24 protein-coding genes are annotated in these 17,162 nt (G+C 66.8%); 17 read left to right on the forward strand and 7 right to left on the reverse strand.

Annotated elements, in window-relative coordinates:
* The first annotated feature begins 1 nt into the window (after window position 1).
* The 15 genes from AC1RRS_RS08900 (at window position 2) to AC1RRS_RS08970 (ending at window position 12,082) form a co-directional block, all read left to right on the forward strand.
* Complete coding sequence (locus AC1RRS_RS08900) at window positions 2-1,132, forward strand: baseplate J/gp47 family protein (protein WP_492854835.1); 1,131 nt, start codon at window positions 2-4, stop codon at window positions 1,130-1,132.
* Complete coding sequence (locus AC1RRS_RS08905) at window positions 1,129-1,869, forward strand: UCP028438 family phage-derived protein (protein ID WP_492854837.1); 741 nt, start codon at window positions 1,129-1,131, stop codon at window positions 1,867-1,869. Before AC1RRS_RS08900 ends, AC1RRS_RS08905 begins: the two co-directional genes overlap by 4 nt.
* Window positions 1,870-1,894: 25 nt before the next feature.
* Window positions 1,895-3,331, forward strand: coding sequence for a tail fiber protein (locus tag AC1RRS_RS08910; protein ID WP_492854838.1), 1,437 nt, complete (start codon window positions 1,895-1,897; stop codon window positions 3,329-3,331).
* A 63-nt stretch (window positions 3,332-3,394) separates the two neighbouring features.
* Window positions 3,395-3,757 carry a hypothetical protein gene (locus tag AC1RRS_RS08915; RefSeq protein WP_492854840.1) on the forward strand — a complete coding sequence of 121 codons (363 nt, stop codon included), beginning with the start codon at window positions 3,395-3,397 and terminating at the stop codon, window positions 3,755-3,757.
* Between the two features lie 4 nt (window positions 3,758-3,761).
* Entirely contained in the window at window positions 3,762-5,177 is a 1,416-nt protein-coding gene (locus AC1RRS_RS08920; protein ID WP_492854841.1) for an SGNH/GDSL hydrolase family protein, read from the forward strand.
* Between the two features lie 18 nt (window positions 5,178-5,195).
* Window positions 5,196-5,753 carry a hypothetical protein gene (locus AC1RRS_RS08925; protein ID WP_492854842.1) on the forward strand — a complete coding sequence of 186 codons (558 nt, stop codon included), beginning with the start codon at window positions 5,196-5,198 and terminating at the stop codon, window positions 5,751-5,753.
* 149 nt (window positions 5,754-5,902) lie between these two features.
* Window positions 5,903-6,154, forward strand: coding sequence for a hypothetical protein (locus tag AC1RRS_RS08930; protein ID WP_492854844.1), 252 nt, complete (start codon window positions 5,903-5,905; stop codon window positions 6,152-6,154).
* 68 nt (window positions 6,155-6,222) lie between these two features.
* A complete protein-coding gene (locus AC1RRS_RS08935) occupies window positions 6,223-6,495 on the forward strand; it encodes a hypothetical protein (RefSeq protein ID WP_492854845.1) in 273 nt (90 codons plus the stop codon).
* Window positions 6,488-7,642, forward strand: a complete 1,155-nt coding sequence (locus tag AC1RRS_RS08940) for a hypothetical protein (protein ID WP_492854846.1) — start codon at window positions 6,488-6,490, stop codon at window positions 7,640-7,642. The genes AC1RRS_RS08935 and AC1RRS_RS08940 overlap by 8 nt, the downstream gene beginning before the upstream one ends.
* 11 nt (window positions 7,643-7,653) lie before the next feature.
* Complete coding sequence (locus AC1RRS_RS08945; protein WP_492854847.1) at window positions 7,654-8,259, forward strand: glycoside hydrolase family 19 protein; 606 nt, start codon at window positions 7,654-7,656, stop codon at window positions 8,257-8,259.
* Entirely contained in the window at window positions 8,256-8,609 is a 354-nt protein-coding gene (locus tag AC1RRS_RS08950) for a hypothetical protein (RefSeq protein WP_492854848.1), read from the forward strand. Before AC1RRS_RS08945 ends, AC1RRS_RS08950 begins: the two co-directional genes overlap by 4 nt.
* Entirely contained in the window at window positions 8,503-8,868 is a 366-nt protein-coding gene (locus AC1RRS_RS08955) for a hypothetical protein (protein WP_492854849.1), read from the forward strand. The genes AC1RRS_RS08950 and AC1RRS_RS08955 overlap by 107 nt, the downstream gene beginning before the upstream one ends.
* 81 nt (window positions 8,869-8,949) lie before the next feature.
* Window positions 8,950-10,845: a hypothetical protein gene (locus tag AC1RRS_RS08960; RefSeq protein ID WP_492854850.1), complete on the forward strand. Its 1,896-nt coding sequence runs from the start codon at window positions 8,950-8,952 to the stop codon at window positions 10,843-10,845.
* 32 nt (window positions 10,846-10,877) lie between these two features.
* Window positions 10,878-11,678 (forward strand): WcbI family polysaccharide biosynthesis putative acetyltransferase, encoded by an 801-nt coding sequence (locus AC1RRS_RS08965; protein ID WP_492854851.1) that lies wholly within the window; start codon window positions 10,878-10,880, stop codon window positions 11,676-11,678.
* Window positions 11,678-12,082, forward strand: coding sequence for a hypothetical protein (locus tag AC1RRS_RS08970; RefSeq protein ID WP_492854853.1), 405 nt, complete (start codon window positions 11,678-11,680; stop codon window positions 12,080-12,082). Before AC1RRS_RS08965 ends, AC1RRS_RS08970 begins: the two co-directional genes overlap by 1 nt.
* A gap of 237 nt (window positions 12,083-12,319) precedes the next feature.
* Here the strand turns inward: AC1RRS_RS08970 and AC1RRS_RS08975 are convergent, their stop codons facing one another.
* From AC1RRS_RS08975 to AC1RRS_RS09005, 7 genes are all read right to left on the reverse strand, one after another.
* Window positions 12,320-12,676, reverse strand: a complete 357-nt coding sequence (locus AC1RRS_RS08975; protein ID WP_492854854.1) for a hypothetical protein — start codon at window positions 12,674-12,676, stop codon at window positions 12,320-12,322.
* A complete protein-coding gene (locus AC1RRS_RS08980) occupies window positions 12,673-13,263 on the reverse strand; it encodes an SOS response-associated peptidase family protein (RefSeq protein WP_492854855.1) in 591 nt (196 codons plus the stop codon). Before AC1RRS_RS08980 ends, AC1RRS_RS08975 begins: the two co-directional genes overlap by 4 nt.
* Complete coding sequence (locus AC1RRS_RS08985; RefSeq protein WP_492854857.1) at window positions 13,256-13,453, reverse strand: hypothetical protein; 198 nt, start codon at window positions 13,451-13,453, stop codon at window positions 13,256-13,258. The genes AC1RRS_RS08980 and AC1RRS_RS08985 overlap by 8 nt, the downstream gene beginning before the upstream one ends.
* A gap of 226 nt (window positions 13,454-13,679) precedes the next feature.
* Complete coding sequence (locus AC1RRS_RS08990; RefSeq protein WP_492854858.1) at window positions 13,680-14,048, reverse strand: hypothetical protein; 369 nt, start codon at window positions 14,046-14,048, stop codon at window positions 13,680-13,682.
* The gene (locus tag AC1RRS_RS08995) at window positions 14,041-14,349 is read right to left on the reverse strand and encodes a hypothetical protein (RefSeq protein ID WP_492854859.1); all 309 of its coding nucleotides are present in this window, start codon (window positions 14,347-14,349) and stop codon (window positions 14,041-14,043) included. The genes AC1RRS_RS08990 and AC1RRS_RS08995 overlap by 8 nt, the downstream gene beginning before the upstream one ends.
* A 213-nt stretch (window positions 14,350-14,562) precedes the next feature.
* Window positions 14,563-14,958: a hypothetical protein gene (locus tag AC1RRS_RS09000; RefSeq protein ID WP_492854860.1), complete on the reverse strand. Its 396-nt coding sequence runs from the start codon at window positions 14,956-14,958 to the stop codon at window positions 14,563-14,565.
* A gap of 140 nt (window positions 14,959-15,098) precedes the next feature.
* Entirely contained in the window at window positions 15,099-15,335 is a 237-nt protein-coding gene (locus AC1RRS_RS09005) for a DUF3606 domain-containing protein (RefSeq protein WP_492854861.1), read from the reverse strand.
* Between the two features lie 661 nt (window positions 15,336-15,996).
* Between AC1RRS_RS09005 and AC1RRS_RS09010 the strand changes: the two genes are divergently transcribed.
* Both AC1RRS_RS09010 and AC1RRS_RS09015 read left to right on the forward strand, forming a co-directional pair.
* On the forward strand, window positions 15,997-16,443 hold the full coding sequence (locus AC1RRS_RS09010; protein ID WP_255580321.1) for a Csu type fimbrial protein: 447 nt from the start codon (window positions 15,997-15,999) through the stop codon (window positions 16,441-16,443).
* A 1-nt stretch (window position 16,444) separates the two neighbouring features.
* Window positions 16,445-17,152 (forward strand): fimbrial biogenesis chaperone, encoded by a 708-nt coding sequence (locus AC1RRS_RS09015; RefSeq protein ID WP_487291558.1) that lies wholly within the window; start codon window positions 16,445-16,447, stop codon window positions 17,150-17,152.
* Window positions 17,153-17,162 lie beyond the last annotated feature (10 nt).

Below are 17,162 nucleotides of genomic sequence, written 5' to 3' on the forward strand. Positions count from 1 at the left end.
GATGGCGGTGACCACCAAGACCTTCACCGATCTGGTCCGCGGGCAAGTGGCGGCGATCCAGGGCGCTGCGGCTGGTCTCGTCGATTTCACCATCGGATCGCTGACCAGGGCGTTCGTCGAGGCCTTCGCTCAGGTCGTGCTCTGGCTCCAGGGCAATATCCTGGCGCTGCTGGCGGCGACCCGCGCGGCAACGTCGTCCGGCGCGGATCTGGACAGCTGGATGGCCGACTACGGTCTGACCAGGCTGCCAGCGACCTATGCCGAGGGTGTCGTCACATTCAACCGCTTCACGGCCACGGCGACGGGGTTCATTCCCGTGGGCGCCCAGGTGGAGACCGCCGACGGTTCGGTGCGCTTCGTTGTCGTCGCGGATGAAAGCGACCCGGCCTACAACGCCACCCAGGGCGGCTACATCGTGCCGGTGGGGCAGGCCACCTTTGACGCGCCAGTCGAGGCGACCACGGCGGGGGCGGGGGCCAATGCCGCAGCCGGCGCGGTCTCGGTCATCGTGGATGCGATCCCGGGGATCGACACGGTCACCAACGCGCTGGCCATGGGCGGTGGCGCGGCGGCTGAAACCGATGCGGCGCTGCGCGCCCGGTTCGTCGACTACATCGCCAGCCTGGCCAAGGCGACCGCTTCCGCGGTGGAGTATGCCGTCAGTTCCATCCAGACCGGCGTCTCCTATGCGCTGAGGGAGAACGAGACCTACGGCGGCGTCGAGCAGATGGGCTATTTCTACGTCGTGGTGGACGACGGCTCGGGCGCGCCGTCGTCCACCTTCCTCGATGCGGTGCGCGATGCGATCGACGTGGTCCGGCCGCTGACTTCGACCTTCGGCGTCTTCGCGCCAGTGCTAGTCTCCGCCGACGTGTCGATGACGATCACGGTGGCCGCCGGCTACACGCCCGCTACGGTTCAAGCCCAGGTCGAGGACGCGCTCGTCACCTATATCGCTGGCCTTGGCCTGGGCGAAGCGCTCGCTTACACCCGGCTTGCGCAGGTGGCCTATGCCGCCAGCGGCGGGGTGTCGAACGTCACCGGCGTACTGCTGAACGGCGGTGTGGCTGACATGGTCGCCACCGCCAAACAGGCGATCCGGGCCGACACGGTGACGGTGGATTTGGCGTGATTGGCGATCTGGCCAACATGAAGGCCCGTCTCAAGGGCCTGCTGCCGCGATCCTGGTTCGGCTTAGGTGAGACGCCCGTCCTTGACGGCCTGTTCGAGGGCGCGGCCTGGGCGCTTGCCTTCGTCTACGAGCTCTACGCCTACGCCAAGCTCCAGACCCGAATTCTTACCGCCTCGGACGGGTGGCTCGACCTGATCGCCGCCGACTTCTTCGGCGTCAGGCTGCTGAGGGGGCAGGGGCAGAGCGACACCAGCTTCCGCGCTCGGATCATCGCCAACCTGTTCCGCGAGCGGGCGACGCGGGCGGGACTTTCCAAGGTGATCGAGGATTTGACCGGCAACGTGCCGCTGATCATCGAGCCGGGACGCATGGCCGACACCGGCGCCTGGGACGTCGCCATCTGGGGTTTCGACACTGCGGGCTCCTGGGCCGAGCCGTCGCTCACATATCAGGCCTTCGTGCAGGTGGAACTGCCAGCGGTTGCCGGCATCCCCTATGTCGCCGGCTGGGATATCGCCGTCGGAGCCTACGACACCGCCTCGGAAATCGAATGGACCGACGCCTCCATGGTCCAGCCGACCGTGAGCGCCGAAGATGTGGCCGAGGCGATCACCAGCGTCCGCCCGGTCGCGACCCGCGTGTGGGTTCGCTTTGCCTACCCCAGAAACTTCGTCGTCCTCGTGACCGAGGGCGCTGTTCCGATCGTCACCGAGGCCGGCCGGCCGCTCGCGATCTGACGACCCTTCTTCCAGGAGCACGTGAATGGACCGCAGCATTGTCTGGCCGGGCGCGATCCCGCGCTCGAACGACATCAACCTGCAGAACCGCAACAGCATGATCGCCGTGGCCAAGCTGGCCGGCGCCGTGTTGGGAACCGGAACCCTGCTCAACGGGCTGGACTGCACCCCGACCAGCCCGGCCTCCATGCAGGTCAAGGTCGGCGCGGGCGAGATCTACGCCCTGGCCAATGTCGATGCGACCTCGTTCGGCTCGCTAGCGGCCGACACCACCCACCAGGTGCTCAAGCAGGGCATCACGCTCGATGGCTACACGCTGTCCTGCCCGGCGCCGGCGACCACGGGCTTCTCGGTCAACTATCTGGTCCAGGTCGCGTTCAGCGAAACCGACGCCGGTGACGAGCTGCTGGCCTACTATAACGCCGACAATCCGTCACAGGCTTGGTCGGGTCCGAACAACAGCGGCGACACCACCAAGACGCTTCGCCGTGACCTCTGCCTGGTGGCGGTTAAGGCGGGCGTGGCGGCCGCGACCGGGACCCAGGTCACGCCGGCGCCCGACGCGGGCTATGTGGCCGCCTACGTCGTGACGGTGGCCTACGGCCAGACCTCCATCGTCTCGGGCAATATCGCCGTCTACAGCGGCGCGCCCTTCATCGGCGAGCGGCTTGGCGCGAAGATCAGCCAAGCGAGCGCCGATCTGCGGTACGCCACCATCGCGGCGGTTCAGAGCGGCTCGCTGGTTTACGCTGCCGGCGCCGGGACCGCGAACGCTATCACCGCCTCGGTGACGCCTGCCGTAACCGGGCTCACGGCGGGCATGGCCGTGCGGATCAAGGTCACCACGACCAACACGGGCGCGGCGACCCTCAATCTCAACGGCCTGGGCGCAGTCGCCATCCAGGACCGCGGCGCAGCGCTCAAGGGCGGCGAGATCGTCTCCGGGCAGACCTACACCTTCGCCTATGACGGCGCGGCTTGGCAGTTCCAGTCGCCCGCCGCCAACAGCACCGGAATGCTCATCGGCGAGATCCGAACGCGGGCCTCGAGCAACGTCCCGGCCGGTTGGCTGGAATGCAACGGCGTGGCGGTGTCGCGCACCACTTATGCCGATCTGTTTGCCGAGATCGGAACGATCTATGGCGCGGGCAACGGCACCACCACCTTCAACCTGCCGGACATGCGAGGCCAGTTCGCCCGCGGCTGGGACAACGGTCGCGGCGTCGACGCCGGCCGGACGCTCGGCACGACCCAGGCCGACGCTTTCCAGGGCCACCATCATTCGATCGACAACGCCCGCCAACAGGGCACCGGAAGCGGCTTCTCCGGCACGGCGGGCGTCAGCCCGACTATCATCACCGACACCGGCAACCCGACCACCGACGGCACGAACGGGACCCCTCGCACGGCCGCTGAAACCCGCCCGACCAACGTGGCGGTGATGTTCATCATCAAGTTCTGACGCCGGCCCGCCGCCCCCAAAATCCGCGGCTAACGCCGCCCAAGCTTCTCATGGAGAATGCCGATGAGCATCCCCAACACGGTCGTGCGCGCTGATGGCACCGCTGTGAACGTCGGCGCCGTGGTCATCGCCGATCAAGCGTTCACTCTGGCCAGCGCTCTGGCCTCGATCTCCAGCGGCGGCTCTTCCGACTGGGTGACCGGCATCTCGGCCGGCTCGTACATCTGGGCGCTGACCGCCGGGGCTTGGAACGGCGCGACGATCAAGCTGCAGGTTCTGGGGCCGGACGGCGTGACGCCGCTGGACGTCACCGGCGCGAGCCTGACCGCCAACGGCACGCTTGGCGTCGTCGCTGGCGCGAACGCGTCGATCCGCCTGGCCGCGACCGGCGGCGCGCCCACCGTCATCAACTCCAGCCTGAGCTGAGCCTATGCCGCTTCCCAAGTCCTACGGGCTGGCTAAGGGCTGGCCTATGGCTTGCGGCCAGGCGCCGCAGCCGCCGCGAAACCTCGTGCTGCCCGTCGTCTCCGGACTCGCCAGGGCCGGCTCGGTCGTCACCGCCGGCCAAGGCACGTGGAACGGCGAGGTCACGGGCTTCGCCTATCAGTGGGAGAAGTTCTCGAATGGCGCCTGGGTGGCGATCTCAGGCGCCACGGGCGCGTCCCGTACCGTCCAGGCCGGCGATGGCCCTGTCCTGCGCTGCAAGGTCACGGCCACCAGCGCCAAGGGCTCGGCCACGGTCACGAGTGGCCGCGCACCCTATCTGGGCGTGGTCGCCACGCGCCACTTCTTCCCGGACGTGCTCGACACCGCGCGCTTCGAGACCATGAGCATGTCGTTCCAGAAGGTGCAGGTCGCGGTGGACAGCGTGGCCTTCGTCGAGGTCGGCTCCTACATCGGCGCCAGCAACGGCGAGACGCCGATCGGCGCCGACATGACCGTGCACGCCTCGATGGCCAAGGCCAGCACCGGCCCGTGGTCGGAGATCAAGTGGGGCGGCGCCGCGAACGGAACCGTGCCGAGCGGCCAGCGTATCGAGAGCGACTTGCTGGCCTATCCGCTGGCCAAAGGCGACAGCATCTATCCGCGACGGTGGCGTCACTGTGGGGTCGGCGTTCCCTACCAAGCCGACACCATCAAGGGCGGCAGCGACGTGCTGTTCCGAGGCACCACGACCACCGACCTGACGCTGGGCGGCACGATGACCGGGGGTATCGCTAGCGTCATGTCCACGCCGGCGGCGATCGTCGGACCGCATAGCGAACCTACCGCCTGGCTCCTTATCGACAGCACCCACTATGGCCGGGGCGACCAGATCGATGCCGCCTATGAGCTGGGAACGCTGTGTCGCTCGATCGGCGACGCGATGCCGTACATCAACGTCGCGCGGCGCACCATGTCGATCGGCCAGTTGAACGCCTCGCATCCGCTGCGCTTCGGCCTGGCAGACTACGCGACCGAGGCTGTCGTGCCGTTGTCGGTCAACGACTTTCTCAACGACACCCAGACCCTGGCCCAGGCCCAGGCGCGCTATCTCGCCCTCCTGGACAGCCTGCCGGCGCACCTGCGGATCTGGGGCGTCACCATGCCGCCGTGGACGTCGGGCGACTGGACGACCACAGCCCAGACCGACCTCAGCGGAGGGAAGGTCGCGGCCTATAACGCGTGGCTCCGCACCCTTCCGCACCCGCGCCTGGCCGGTGTGCACGACATCGCGCCGGTGCTGGGCGACGGAACCATCTGGCTACCGAACTACACGATCGACGGCGTCCACCCCAACCAAGCTGCGAACTTGGCCGTCAAGGCTAGCGGCGCGGTGAACGTCGCCCTGATGATGGCGGCATAGCCGTGTTATGTGGGGCGCATGGAACACCTATGCGCCTGCCTTCAGCACCCATTCGAATTCTGGCTGAACCGCTACCAGACCCTGATCGTGGGCCTGATCGCGGTGGGGGTCGCAATCCAGCAGCTTCGCATCGCTGCTAGACAGGTGAAAATCATGGAAGCACAGCAAGAGCAGATTGAGGCCATCAGGTCCCTGTCACTCACGCGCATGCTCGGCGCGCTTCGCCCTCTGATGGGCAACTTCATCGGCGGAGCGGCCCAAGACACCCTCGGCCGCGACGCCGACGGCTGGCCGATCCGGACCTGGAATCCGGCTTATCTTGAGAACGCAGCCAATGTGCTCGTGGATTGGGACGAGGACGCCGCCCTCTTGGCCGTAGCCGCGAAGCATCCCGACCTGCTGCCGGAATGCAACAGGTTGCTGACGGCGTTCAAGGCCCTGCGCGAGGCGTATCCGCTTTGGAAGGCCAAGCCTTGGGATAACGACGAGGGTCGTGACCCGACCGTCTACGCCCAGTTCGACGCTTACACCAAGGCGTGGGCCAGGATCGCCGAGCAACTGGGCGTTTACGCCTAGCCGCTCCAGCGCTCGCGAAAAGCCCCGGCGACTGGGGGACGTCGCCGGGGCTCCGGTAGTGCGGTCAAAGGGGATTTGACCCCAGCTGAATGCTGAGCGGCGCAGCTTGTTCCTGCCGTGCTTCCGAAATCTCGACCTTAGGAGCCGGCATGAACCCGGAAGCCTGGATCGCGCTCGCCGCGGTCGTGATGTCTATTGCTGGCCCGCTGATCGCCTACGGCGCCCTCCGGCAAAAGGTTGCCGACCTGGAGCGGCGCGTGGGCGCGGTGGAGGGGCACGACCGGGCGGTGATCCGTTTGGAGGTTCAGGTCGAGCACCTGATCTCCCTGGTGACCAAGCTAGACGAGAAGCTGGAGGAGCGACCGCAACGCGCTGCGGTCCGCCCGCGGGTGTCGAAGTGATCGGTCGCACTTGGCGGGCCATGCTCGCCGCCGCTCCAGCGCGCTTCTGGGCGCAGGTGGGAGCGGCGATGGCCCTGACCCTGTTCGCCGCCGCAATCGTCCTCGTCCTCTGGATGGGGCCATGGTCGCTCGGCGTCGAGCGGGAGCGAGTGAAGGCTCTCTCCACGATCTGTCTGGCCGTCCTGTTCCTGGTGATGGTGGCCCTGGTGGCGATCACCGAGCTGCGTGTCGGCTTTTCCGCAGGCAAGGGCGGCTTCAAGGCGGACGTCGAGCGCGACGATGAGCCCCACACTCTAGCCGTTGAGGGCCAAGTAACTGTTACGGAGGCTGCCCGTGATTGACGAGACGCTCCTCGGCTTCGCCACCGAGACGCAGGCAAAGTATCTGCGCGCTGTCGATGAACACGGCTCCGCTAAGGCGGCCGAGCGCGCTCTCGGCTTAGGTGGTGACACCGTCAGCAAGTCATTGCGGGCGCTCAGGCGCGCCGCGGCGCGTAAGGGCTATGCGCCCGGACATTGGGAGCAGGGCGTTCCCGACGGCTATACTCTGGGCAAGGTCACCCGCGAGCGCAGGCACGAGGATGGGACGCGAAGCTGGCAGCGTCTGCACCCCGAGGCAGCGTCGATAGAGTCCATCATGGCCCGCTGCGAGGAGCGACTGAAAAGCCTCACGCGCTTCGCGCCGGTCGACCTGCCACCGCCGGCGAACGACACGCTGACGAACTTCCTGGGCCTTTTCGACCTGCACATCGGCGAGAAGATAAGTTCGGACGACCCGGCCGGCTGCTGGGATGTCGCGATCGCCAAGCGGACCATCATCGCCAGCGCCGCTAATGCCCTTCGGATCGCGCCCAAGGCCGAGCGTCTGGTGATCTGCTTCGGCGGTGACGCCATGCACTACGACGGCCTCTCGCCGGTCACGCCGACGAGCCGCCACGTCCTGCATTCGGACGGGGACTTCGACGACATGGTCGAGGCCACCCTCGATGTGGCCTTCGCAGTCATCGACGAAGGGCTGCGGACCCATGCCCAGGTCTATCTGATCTGGGCGACCGGCAATCATGACCTGGCCTCCTCGAAGATGGTTCGACGCATGCTCGCGCACATCTACGCCGACGAGCCGCGGCTGACGGTCGTCAAGTCCAAGCTCGACTATTACGCGCTCCGGTTTGGGAAGGTGATGATCGGGGTCCACCACGGCCACGGCGCCAAGCTGATGGACTTCGCCGGCATCTTCGCCTCGATGTTCCGAGAGATGTGGGGCCAGAGCGTCTACGCCTACGGCCACCGCGGCCACGAGCACCACATCCACGAGAAGGAGAGGGGAGGCATGGTCGCCACCCAACATCCGTCTCTGGCCCCCTCGGACGACTACGCCCTCGGCAAAGGCCTGATCAGCCGCCGAGGCTGCATGCTGATCACCTACCACGATGAATTCGGCGAGGTCGCGCGCAACACCACGCGCCCGGAAATGCTCGCCGCCGCCTGAAGGACGCCTTCATGACCGAGATCATCACCCAGGACCGGTTCCGGGCCTTCGCGCCCGGCTGCCCGCTCCCCAACGCCCTGGCCATCGTGTCGGCGCTCGAAGCCGGCCGCGCCGCCGTCGGCCTGACGACTCCGCAGCGGGTCTGCCACTTCCTGGCCCAGGTCGCGCATGAGTCGGGCGGGTTCACGCGGCTGGAGGAGAACCTGTCCTATTCGGCCGAACGATTGACGGTGGTCTGGCCGAGCCGCTTCCCCACGCTCGCCAGCGCGGAGCCCTACGCCCGGGCGCCGTCCAAGCTGGCCGAGCGCGTCTACGGTGGCCGCAAGGATCTGGGCAACACCCAACCTGGCGACGGTTGGCGCTATCGAGGCCGCGGCCTGATCGGCACGACAGGGCGTGACAACTATCGGACGTACGGGGTTGAGGACGATCCCGACAGCGCTTCTCAGCCGAAGGTCGCCGCGCGCCTGGCGCTGGCCTACTGGGCCAAGAAGGGCCTCAATGACGAAGCCGACCGCGACGATATCGAAGCGATCACGCGCGCCGTCAATGGCGGCCTGATCGGCTTGAAGGACCGCGCGGCCTGGCTGGCCAAGGCCAAGAGGATCTTCCGATGAAGATTCAGCTTCCCGCCTGGACCGCCCTTCAATGGGGGTTCGGCGCCGTGGCCATCGTGGTCGTGATCGGGGCCGTCGTCGCTCTGGCCTGGAACTTCGACCCCTTCGGACGGCGCAAGGCCGCGGAGGGCCGGGCCGCCACCGCCGCGGTTCAGGCCGATGTCAGCGCCGGCGCGGCCGAAGTGGCCGGCCAGGTCGCCACCAAGACCACCACCATCCAGCGCAAAGCCCAGGAGGCCCACCATGCGCTCGACGCTTCGACAGATCCTGACGGTGACCTGGCTGCTTGGAGCGCTGGCATTGACCGCGTGCGCGACGCCGGCGCGGGGACCGACGATCCCGGTTCCTGAGAACCTGCGCGCCCAAATCCCCGACACGGCCAAGCCCTCCCTGCCGGCTCCCAGCGGGATCCCGCTGGCATCCAGCCCGGAGGCCGAACGGGCCATGATCTGGAACACCTATGTCAAGCCGCTGATGGCCTTCTCGATCGACCAAGAGGCGGTCAAGGAAGCCGAGCGGGCCCGCGCCGACGGCGCCGTGTCGCTGATCGACAAAGCTAATCAGGCCGTCAAGCCGCGCAACTGGATCGACCGCCTGCGCAGCCGTTAGCCGGCCGCCCCACCACGCCACCACCCCCTGAACATCTAGCCCGCCGGGTCACCCGACGGGCCGCAAACCTGTGAGCAAATCATGGTCGACGCGCCCATCCGCACCAGCCAACTACAGGCGATGCAGGCCCTTACCGGCCTCGAAAAGTTGGTGGGGGTGCAGGTCGCTGCGGGCGTGCCGGCGACCGGCGTGGCCCAGGCGCAGGACATCGCGGCGCTGGCTACCCAGTTTGGCGCCGCCAACGACCAGTTCTCGAACGTCAACCCTGAGACAGGGCGGAGCGCGATCGGCGCCGACAAGGCGGAGAACGTGTTCCACATCCTCGACGCTACCGGCGCTGTGGCGCGCACCGTCGAGATGTCGCTGAGCGACGTCGAGGATATCTGCCTGGAGCAGTTTGTGCCGATCGAGTTGCGCTCGCTCGTCTTCAGTGGCGCGTTGGTGGCCGATACCTACGTTCAGCGGATGGTCGCGGCCGCGACCTTCAAGCGCGTCAACAACCTGGCCAACAGAGTTCGAATGAACCTGCCGGCGGCATCGCTGACCCTCTCCCAAATCATCGACATCTCTGTAGGCAAGGTCTCGATCGAGGGCGCGCGGGGGGGGGCGCTGGGTACGATTCTCCAGCGCTCGACCAACTACGGCCCGACGATCCGTGTCGCCGCCTCGTCTGGAGGTAATCTCCTGCCGACGCAGGACGTGGAAATTAAGGGCCTGTACCTGTTTCACGGCTGGGGAACGCCCGAGGCGCCCGGCACGCCCATGACGCACCCCCACATCGTGCTTGCTGGCGTCAACAGCGGGCGTCTTGAGAGCCTCTTCATCGCCGGCGGTATGATCGGCTTGGCATGCTATGGCTGCTCCTTCGTCCATGGCGACAAAATCGCGCTTTCGGGTCAGTACGATCCGACGAACAACGCCGGCGCCAACAACGTCACCGGCCTCCTGCTGGCCTCTGCGGCGCAGTACGGCCTGGGCGTCGCGCCCGGCGTTACCAACCTCTGCACCGAGGTGAACCACACCAACCTGAGCGTTCTGGGGCCGCGGCTGAAGGGCTATCAGAACGGGGTCCTCGTGACGGGGTGCGAGGATTGCGCCATCGACCGGAGTTACCTGGGCAACGCCGCCAGGAACAACCTCCGGATCCAGCAGATGCCGGAGAACGGCATCCTCGAATTCCGGGTGCAGAACAGTTACATTGACGCTTCGGGCGAGCACCCCGTCTGGCTGGGCGGCCCCACCGGCTCGAACAACGCCTACATCGGCGGCTTCAAATTGATGGGCTGTGACGTCAAGGGCCAACTGGGCGACAGCGACACCGGCATCTATGTCGACGGCACCAACCGTGGCGGCGTCTATCCGCAGGCCGTGATCAACATGATGGTCGCCGACTGTGAAATCAGCGGCCACGGCCGGCACGGGATCAACATCCGCGGCGGCCGGGAGATCACGCTGTCGAATCTGAAGGTGCACGGCAACAACTTCGACGACGCCAACGCAGGATCGGCCGGCCTGATCATCGGGCCGAACGTCCGCGGCATCGAGGTTCATGGCGGCCGCTACGGAGGCGGCGCGACCTCCGAGCTGACCGGCTACCAGGACTATGGGATCATCGCCGAAAATGGCGCGACCTACGTCGACATCAAGGGGGCGAACGTCCGCGGCAATCGCATCGCGGGGCTCGTCGATCAGATGGCCGACGCCGGCACGAGCTTCAAGCGGATCACGGGAAACACCGGCTACAACGAGAACCGCTCCGCCGTGGCTCTGAGCGTGCCGGCCTCCGGCGTCGACCTCTACAATCCGTTCGGTTCGCCCGCCACGCTGCTGCTGATCGGCGGCACGGTGTCGAGCATCAAGCTGAACGGGTCGCAGATCGCTTCGGCGACGCCGACCTGGCCCATTCCGGTCGGCCCTGGAGACCGGATCAACCTGACGTACTCGGTGGCGCCGACCGGGATCTGGTGGCCGCAGTAGACCACGCCCGGAGGTTGCGGTAGATTTCCCGCATGGGCTCCAGGATCTTGTTCTACGGCAACTGCCAGATGGGGCGGCTCGCCGAGTGCTTCGGGAAGATCTCCGACTACTTTCCGGACTTTCCCGACAGCGTCAGCTACATCGATGGCGAGCAGCCAGGCGCGCGCGAGGCGCTGGCCGCGGCCGGTACGGATCGCGTCATCTACCAAGTGACGCGCAAGCAGCCTGCGCCGCCGCAAGGCTGCGAAGCTCTGCGGCTGCCAGCTCTCTACTTTCGGCCGCTGTGGCCGTTCGACTCCCATGACGATCGGATCATCCCGGGGGTGCCTGGCCCAATCGCAACGGGCGACCTTCTGGTCAACGAACTGCGACGCTCTGGCCTCCACCCGCTAGAGGCGCGCCGCCGCTACCTTGCCTTCGACTTCAGCGGCAAGTTCGACCTTGATCGCATGATGGACACCCACCGTGCCCGCTACCGCTTCCTCGACGGACTGAGCGACGTCGCCATGGGGGAATGGATCGAAAGCTGGTTCCGTGACGAGCAGATCTTCAACATGTTCTGGCATCCGGCGCCTGTCACCTACAGCCGCCTTGCGGACCCCATATGCGACTTCCTGGGCCTTGCGCCGGAGCACGCTGACATCGCGCGAAAGATCGTTGCGGCGACCGACACCCAGCTGCCGGAGGTGCCGCTTCATCCGAAGGTCATCGACCACTTCGGCGTGAAGTGGGCTCCGCCGGCGCGGACCTATCAGGACTACGTGGCGTCCCTGACCTTCGACCAATGGCTCTGGCGTCACCTGACCTATGAGCCAGGCGCTGCGGCGGCCTGATGTCGGAGAATTTCCACAGTCGCGCTTATGGCGCAGCGGTCAATTCCACGTTCCTCATGAACGGCGGCGCGGCGGTCGCCACGCTCAGCCTGATCGGAGCGCTGGCCGGCAAAGTGGCTTTTGCCGCATGCGCCAAGGTGGCCATCGCCCTGGCTCTATTCAGCTTCGCCTTTGGCATTGCCGTGACTGGGTGGGTGAACATCCAGATCTGGGCGCTTCAGCACCAATACGAAAACGAATGGTACGCCGCCAGGCAGCGACTGAGCGCGGCGAGGAAAATGCATTTCAACCGCTGGCACAGTCGAAATCGAGGGTGGCTGATCGTTGCGACAGGCGCCTTTCTGGTGGGCGTTTTGCTGGCCGGCTTAAGCCTTTTCGCCAGCAGCTGGGGGGCGGGCGCTTAGCGCGCGCACCACGCCGCCACGAGGTCAGCCAGCGCGGCCTCCGCAACTGCAGACGGCGACCGACGGCCAGCTGGGCGGCGTGCCGATCCGAAGGCGCTGGTGATGCAGACGTCCTTTCCGTCGACCTCCCATATGCCGGACCACTTCTGGCCGCGCGCGGTGATGCTGAAGGTGTGGCCGTAGGGGGTGAGCATGGTGAAAGAACGCCCACCGTGCCGCCTCGATCCTGCCCTGAGGCTACTCCTCGTGCGGGTAGGCGAGGCTCTCCAAGCGTCGAGGCGGATCGTCCGCCACTTCCGCCCATAGACGGGCCGTAAGCAGCTCCTGATAGGCCGCTAGCTCTCGGGCGGCCGGGCTGACCGCTAGGGCGGCTGCCAGCCGCCGACGGGCTGCGTGGACCAGCGTGCCGCTCTCGACGCCCGCCAGCTTGTGCATCTCGATCGCGGCGTAGGCGGCGCGAAGCATCAAGCCTTCCTGGGGCTGAACAAGCTCGGCCGAAAGGATCGGCTCTCCAACCGTCCGTTGCAGCGAATAGCCGACGGCCAGTACGCCGCGGCGCACGACCTCGCGCCAGTAGTCGATGGGCTCGCTCATGCGGTGAAAAGGTCAACGGCTGGTGGTGGAAAATCCCTCTCGACGGCGAGGGCGCCGGCGGGCAAGGCCTGAAGGATTTCGGCGGGCGGCCCGGTAAGGTCGAGCCATTCCCGGCCACGCTCACCGGGAAGCACCACGACCTGGCGGTCGTGGTAGGGCGCGATGTCTGGCCCCGGCTCAGTCGTCAGCATGGCCCATGCGCCGTGTTTGACGATGCCGGCGATCCAGAAGAGCGGGCTGGCCGGCATGGTGAAGCGCCAGCGCGTCTTTCGCTTCTGGCCTGGCTGCGGCGCCGTAAACTCATAGAAGGCGTCCGCAGGGATCAGTACGCGGTCGCTTGAGGAGAAGTCGCGCCCCTCGCTGACGAAGTTGAAGACAGGGCCGCGCGGCCCTGGCCAGCCCCAGGGCGTCATCGACACGACCGCCCGGCCCTCGACAAGCCGAACGATCGGAGCCGCCTCGGTCATGCGGATTTCAGGTCGCGGCTCGAAGTTGCTGGCTTGGCCCTCCCACACGACCGGCAGGCGCAGGACCTTCGCCCACGTCTCGAACAGGTCGGCCGTCTTGAGGCTGTAGAGGTTACACATCGTCGGCCCGCCGGTCCCAGCGGCGCAGCACCCACCACCCACGAGGGGCATGTTCCGGGTCGCCCATGTCGACGAAGAGTTCGAAGTGATGGCGCGCATCACTCTCGATCTGCTTGATGTCGTCGGGTGGCGCGCCCTCCTCGAACTGCTCGTGGTCAGGCGCGCGATCGGGCTTCTTCCATTCGGTCATGCTTGAAACGCTACATCTGTGCATCGACATCGACTAGGTCTTTGCGGCCCTGAGCGCCGCACCGGCTGCATCTCAACTTGCGACGGATCTCGTGCGGCATGGTGTGGCCGCCAAGGTTGACGATCGCTTTCTCGCGACTCCAAACGGCGACGTTGCCGCAACGGATGCATCGGATCGTCAACGACGACTTGATGCGCCGCAGGGTTGGCCAGATCTGCGCCACGGGTCATCGACCATTGTGGCCGTAGCCGTAGTGAGCGGGGATCAGCCCCGCCTCCAGCAGGGTGTTGATGACCTCCCAGCGCGCGCGCTCCGGATTGGCCGGCTGGAGCACGCCGCTGAACGTCATGATCGGCATGCGTCCCTGGCACCGAGGGCAGACCGCCTTGGCCTGGATCTGGTCCATGGTGCAGTTCAACAGGGGGCGCGCCCGGCCGAGCATGACGTCGCGCCGCCAGGTCTTGCTTGCGCCGCAGAACTGGCAGCGGAAGCCGATCTCCCAGCCGCGCTCCAGGGCTTCGACCAGACGCACGCCAGCGAAGGTGTCGCTCAGCTGGGCCGCCTTCCGGCGATCGCTGGGGGATGGCTCAGGCACCTGCCGGCGGCTCCACCTGACGCACGGCGCGCCACCAGGGCCAGCGCCGGCCGGCGCCGCGCTGGACCTTCTCCATTTCGAACCAGGCGCTCTCTCCGACGAAATCGGGCACGTCTCCGACCTCGACAAAAGCCGCCGCCGATCGGCTCGAGCCGCCGGTGTTCTGGGGGAAGGTGAAATGCAGCGTCCGGGAATCCGGGTCGGCGGATGACGCTCGAACTCGGGTCAGCTTGGCGATGGTGGTCAGGTAGACGCGTGGGCGTACGCCGTCACGCGCTCTTGAGCGCGGAGGAGAGGGCATTTGTCGGCTCCAGAATGTTCCGCAAATGTTCTCTTCTCGTCGGCCGGAAGAGTCAATCGACCTAGCGTAGGTGCTGGCTTGTTAGGCGGCTAATCTGGCGCCCAGCAAGGTTTGACACTCGCCTGTTAAGTCTTTGAATCGCTTATATGGCCTCAGTAGCGGTTTGACAGCGCATGTGACTGATGGACCTCGCTTTTCGCACGCCCTCCAGGCCTACCACTCTTCTTCCAGCATGGCGGCCCTGCGGCGATCGGCCGGAGACCGTGGCGGCGGCCCGGCGGTCGATAGGGGCATCATGGATTTCACGTGCTCGGCGACCAGCCGTCGGTGCGCGCGAAGGAAGCGACGACCGCGGCCGGTCAGCGCCGCCTGGGTGCTCCAGCCGCCGCCCGCGCTTGCCAAGCCCAGTTCCAGAGCCTGTTCCCAGCACGGATCGTCCAGGAGCCGGTCGTCTTCGGCCACCACGCCGCCGCGGTTCGCCAGCAGGGTCAGAAAGGTCGCGAGATCGGGCTCATAGGCGGGCGGCGTTTTTCGGCGGCCCGCCCAAAGCCCAAGACAGAGCAGGATGATGAAGAGCAGGCCAAAGCCCGTCGCTGACAGTGTCGACACCTTCGCCCCCCGGCAGGTTCACACGCAGTTCAACGCGTCGCACATCCTAGAGTCAAGCGATCGAATTAACTAAACCCTCGCGGTTGTGATGCGCCTGTCGAGTGTCGTTCACGTAGCAATCCGGGGCGGGGCGAGCGCTTTCAGCTGTGGCTGCCCAGGTACTTGCGCACCTCCTCGGCCGACACCCCGGCGTGCTCGACGGCCGTGTGCAGCTGTTCCTCGCTGACGCCCAGGGTTTCGGTCCAGTAGCGGACGGTGCGGGGCTCTTCGAGATCGATGGCGTCGCGCTCAGAAGCCGCCGAGCGTTCCTCGGTCTGGTCGGAAAGATCGGGCTTGCGGGCGGGGGGAATGATCTTGGTCGGATCGGCGTCGGGCATGGCGGGCCTCCTGTGACTAGGAAGCCGTAGCGCGGCCGTACGTTCCCTCTCCGGGGACCGCCGCCTCGCCCGCGGGGGGGCGGGGAGGGCGAAGCGGCGGTCGGGCGGCCGTCTTTGGGGGAGAGGCGAGGCCGCGAGGAGCGGTCGGCGCCGCGGTGAAGCGCCCGACCAACGCCGTCATGCTGCCGGTCTGGCGGCGTCCCGGCTTGGAGGTCGTCTCCGGCTTTTGTCGAAAGCCGGCGCATCCGTTGCGGGGAAAGGCCGAGACCTCCATTTTTCCCTCGTCGGCCAAGTGCGACATGTTGCCTCTGCAACGGGTCCGGACTTTACGGAAAAGGGCGAAATTCCGTTGTTGCGGCCAAGCTTGCGTAACAGTGGTCGAAAACCGACGTTTTCCTTACTGACTCAATCTTTCCGCGTCCCAAAAGTGGACTTGCCGCCACTTTCGATAGAGACGTGTATCGAAATTCCCCGCTCGGGCGAGTGAACCTGTGCGGCGGGCCGTCGCACCCGACCCCTAATACACGTTAATCACTCGGCAATGGCGAGAGCAGCAAGTCTTACGCGAGTGAAAACCTGTTCGAATTTCCAGAAGGGGCGGCCGGACATGAAAAAAATAGCGACTTCAGTTTTCGTCATTGGAACCTTTGCGGTTATGGCGATGTCTGGTTCGGCGACCGCTGCGACGGCGTCGAGTTCCTTTCAGGTCAACTTGACCATCCAGGGCGAATGCAAGGTGCAGTCGGCCTCTAATGTGAGTTTCGGGTCGCGCGGTGTCATCGACGCCAATATCGATACTACCAGCACCATCGGCGTGCAGTGCACGAACTCCACGCCTTACACCGTCGCTCTGAGCGCCGGGGCGGGCACGGGGGCCACGGTGGCCGCGCGCAAGATGACCAGCGCCGCCAACGACACGGTCAGCTACGCCCTCTACCGCGACGCGAGCCGCACCCAGGTCTGGGGCGTCACCCAGAACGTCGACACCCAGGCCGGCACCGGCAACGGCGCCGTGCAGTCCTACACCGCCTATGGCCGCGTCGCGGCCCAGTCCACCCCGGCCGAGGGCGCCTACAGCGACCTCGTCGCGGTGACGATCACCTACTGACATGCGCGCGGTCGCTCTCCTGGCCGGTCTGGCCCTGGCCGCGCTCGGCGGCGCGCAGGCGACCGCCGCGTCGCTGCGCGTCAGCCCGGTGAGCCTGGACCTGCCCGCCGGCCAGAACGCGACCACCCTGACGCTGCAGAACGACGACGCCGCGGCGCTGAACGTCCAGATCCGGGTCTTCCGCTGGACCCAGGCCAACGGCCGCGACGTGCTGGTGCCCGCCACCGGCGTCGTCGTCAGCCCGCCGATCGCCAAGGTCGATCCGGGCGCCAGCCGCACGGTGCGGGTGGTGCGGCTCGACGGCCGCCCGCCGGAGGCCGAGGAATCCTACCGCCTCATCGTCGACGAACTGCCGCCGCCGCTCAGCGAGACCGGCCGGCAGGTCACGCTGCTGATGCGCCATTCCATCCCTCTCTTCTTCGGTTCCGGTCGCGAGCGGCCCAAGATCGAGTGGCGCCTGCGGCCGTCCGAGGACGGCGGCGCGGCCCTCGTCGGGCGCAACACCGGAACCCGTCGCCTGCGCCTGGCCAATCTGCGCATCGGCGACGCCAGCGGCGCGGTCCTTGCCGAACGCAAGGGCCTTGTGGGTTATGTCCTGCCCGGAGCGGAAGTCTCCTGGCCCGCGGGGGCGTTCCAGCCCGCCGCCGGCGTGCGGCTGATCGCCGACACCGACACCGGGCCAATCGATGCGCCGCTCAAGAGCGACTGAAGCGGTCGCC

The organism is Caulobacter sp. GW821-FHT12A07, assembly GCF_058807655.1.